This is a genomic window from Marinobacterium profundum (genome assembly GCF_001528745.1).
In the GTDB taxonomy this organism is placed as follows: Bacteria; Pseudomonadota; Gammaproteobacteria; order Pseudomonadales; family Balneatricaceae; genus Marinobacterium_A; species Marinobacterium_A profundum.
In genome coordinates, this window is record NZ_BCNS01000015.1 from 1 (window position 1) to 3,323 (window position 3,323).

Annotated in this window: 4 protein-coding genes; 3 read left to right on the top strand and 1 reads right to left on the bottom strand. The window is 57.2% G+C overall.

Features of this window, described 5'->3' with window-relative positions:
* On the bottom strand, nucleotides 1-290 hold a 290-nt coding region (locus tag MPRO_RS01105; protein ID WP_158651713.1), incomplete at its 3' end, for a hypothetical protein.
* A 293-nt stretch (nucleotides 291-583) separates the two neighbouring features.
* Here MPRO_RS01105 and MPRO_RS01110 point away from each other — a divergent pair.
* The 3 genes from MPRO_RS01110 to proS all read left to right on the top strand — a co-directional run.
* Complete coding sequence (locus MPRO_RS01110; protein WP_067286018.1) at nucleotides 584-1,621, top strand: GGDEF domain-containing protein; 1,038 nt, start codon at nucleotides 584-586, stop codon at nucleotides 1,619-1,621.
* 72 nt (nucleotides 1,622-1,693) lie between these two features.
* Nucleotides 1,694-2,173: a 2-thiouracil desulfurase family protein gene (locus tag MPRO_RS01115; RefSeq protein WP_067286021.1), complete on the top strand. Its 480-nt coding sequence runs from the start codon at nucleotides 1,694-1,696 to the stop codon at nucleotides 2,171-2,173.
* 138 nt (nucleotides 2,174-2,311) lie between these two features.
* The coding region (proS, locus tag MPRO_RS01120; RefSeq protein ID WP_082708382.1) for a proline--tRNA ligase at nucleotides 2,312-3,323 on the top strand (1,012 nt) is incomplete at its 3' end.

Consider the following 3,323-nt stretch of genomic DNA (forward strand, 5'->3'; position numbering starts at 1 on the left):
GCGTCACTGTCGCCCAGGCGCAGCGTTGCGGTCGTAACAATCGGCGGCCAACGGTACTCCAGTGTCAACTCGCGATAGCGCGCCAGGGCACTATCGATGGACTCGAATCGCCCCTCCCCCAGAACCGGACTCTGCGACACAGCCACAGACTCGGTGGCGACAACAGTCTGCGCAACAGCGGCAGCACTGACCAATCCACCCAGCACCGTAGTACTCAGAACTGCGGCGCCCAGAGCAACCCTTGGCAGACCTGTGCGCAGCAGAGCAGAAACACGCGTTAATTGCCTCACCTGCACCTCCCAAACTTTGACTATAAGGATAGTCCTGATCACCCCATTGGAAAACACCCTTGCGGACGAATAGTCACATCTGCACAAAATACGTACAACTAACCACCAGGGGCGCTCGTCAACGTCATTAATACAGCATTTTTTGGTACGTTAACCGCGTGTAACAACTCGATAACTGGCACTCGGCATTGAAAGTCTTTTATAGTACCGATGCAACGCCTGAGATATCGGCTCTTGGCAGAGCCATACGCCACAACGCCCAACAACATCCGGCGAGCCACAAAAGGACATCTATGAAATTCGCGGAGAACTCCAACCAGGCGGCAGACTATCTGCGCCGCGCCATCCCCTTGATGGTTCGGTACAACATCCCGCCCAATCCGCTGAACTACGCGCTCTGGTATACCTACGTTTCCGACCGTATGCCTGAACTCAATACCGTGCTGGACAAGACGGTGAATAGTTACGGCACCTGCCCTGTCATGGTGAGCGAGCAGCTGTTCCGCGAGCACTTGATCAAGGATGAACTCGATTCAGCCAAGGATATTCAGAGTAGCCTGATCTCGCTGATGAATGATCTGAATGATCACGCCCATGAGACCGCAAAGCGAACCTGCGACTACAGCGAAGTACTGCAGGACAGTCTCAGCGCTCTGGCTGATGGCGAGTACAGTGAACTGCCGCTCGAGTCCATCATCCAGAACCTGGCGCTCAATACCGAAGCCATCAGCGCGACTACACGCCAGTTCCAGGCGCGCATCGACGAAGCCCAGGCTGAAATCGTCACACTCAAGGCCGAACTGCAGCGTACCCGCCAGGACGCCCGCGTCGACCCGCTCACCGGGCTTTTTAACCGCCGCGTGTTCGACACAGAGCTGCAGCAGCTGATTAGCAGCCCCGACAGCGTCAACACCACAATGGTGCTGCTGGACATCGACTTCTTCAAGAAATTCAACGACCAGTACGGCCACCTTATGGGTGACAAGGTCCTGCAGTACGTTGGCAAGCTGCTGAAAGAAAACAGCGCAGAACCCATTCTTTCGGTGCGTTACGGCGGTGAGGAATTCGCCATTTTGCTGCCCGGCAGCCCACTGGACGATGGGGCCCGGCTGGCTGAAAGCCTGCGCGACAAAATTCAGGCCATTCGTATCAAGCTTAAAAAATCCGGCGAAGTCATCAGCTCCATCACCGCGTCCTTTGGTGTCACCCAGTACATCGGCGGCGAGAGCACCGAGGATTTTATTGGCAGGGCCGACGCCGCGCTTTATCTGGCCAAATCCCTGGGCCGTAACCAGGTGCAGTGTGCCGACGAATCAACCCCGGCGCTTTAACACTCATTTAACAATCCACTGATAGTCTTGGCTCCGTCCTCATTCGGTTGCATAAAAAAGAAGACTATCGTCATGGGAAAAATACTCGTAAGCGCCTGCCTGCTGGGCGAAAAAGTTCGTTACGACGCAGAGCACCGGTTACTTGAGCACCCACTGCTGGAGCAGTGGCATCGCCAGGGCCGGCTGGTGCCTTTCTGCCCGGAGGTTGCCGGCGGCCTGCCGACCCCAAGACGCCCGGCTGAAATACGTCAGCGTTTTCCGATACTGGTGACTGATCGCGACGGCGCAGACCTCACTCCCGCCTACCTGCAAGGCGCAGAGCTCGCACTGGAAGTTGCCCAGCGTGAAAACTGCTGCTGTGCCCTGCTGCAATCCCTGAGCCCGGCCTGCGGCCGTGATCAGGTCTATGACGGACAGTTTCGTCAGGAACGGGTACAGGGTAGCGGCATTGCTGCCGCCGAGCTCATGCGCCACGGCATAGCCCTGTTTGACGAAACCCGATTAAGCGAGCTGTTTGCCTTTATGGCGGCGCAGGATCAACGTGCAGCTTGAGCCCACAAAACTCACTCAAGCGCTGCCCATAATCCCGCCCAGAGCCCGCAGTTGCGCATCAGGCTTGTTTGCCGCCCCCCGCGTCCCTACAATGGTGCGATTTTCTGCAACATTTTCCGATTTCTGGGTTTAGGATCTATGCGCGCTAGCCAATATCTGATTGCCACACTCAAGGAAACTCCATCCGACGCCGAAGTTATCAGCCATCAGCTGATGCTGCGCGCCGGTCTGGTCCGCAAGGTCGCCTCTGGCCTCTACACCTGGCTGCCGATGGGGCTACGCACTTTGCGCAAGGTCGAACGTATCGTACGCGAGGAAATGGACCGCTCCGGCGCCCAGGAAGTGCTGATGCCCGCCATTCAGCCCTCCGAGCTGTGGCAGGAATCCGGCCGCTGGGAACAGTACGGCCCGGAACTGCTGCGTCTGCGCGATCGCAATGACCGCGAATTTTGCGTCGGTCCGACCCACGAAGAAGTCATCACCGACATGGTTCGCCGTGAAGTCAAAAGCTACAAGCAGCTGCCGGCCAATTTTTATCAGATTCAGACCAAGTTCCGCGATGAAATCCGCCCGCGTTTCGGCATTATGCGCTCACGTGAATTCATCATGAAGGATGCCTATTCTTTCCATCTGGGCACCGAGTCGCTGCAGGCAACCTACGATCTGATGTATCAGACGTACAACAACATCTTTAATCGCGTGGGTCTTGATTTCCGCCCAGTGCTGGCCGATACCGGCTCGATCGGCGGTAACTCCTCCCACGAATTCCATGTATTGGCGTCCTCCGGCGAAGACGATATCGCCTTCTCCGACAGCAGCGACTATGCCGCCAATGTCGAACTGGCCGAAGCTCTGGCGCCGGCTGGCGAACGTGCTGCTGCAACGATAGAGATGCACCTGGTCGAGACCCCCAATGCCAAAACCATCGCGGATCTGGTTAGCCTGCACGCAACGCCTATCGAAAAAACCATCAAGACCCTGATCGTACGGGCATCTGAGGAATGCGAATCCGACTTTGTCGCCCTGCTGGTACGCGGTGATCACGAGCTGAACGAACTCAAGGCCGAGAAGCTGGCGCTTGTCGCAGCCCCCCTCACCATGGCGACCGAAGACGAATTTCGTCCGATCATCGGCGCCGGCGCAGGCTCGC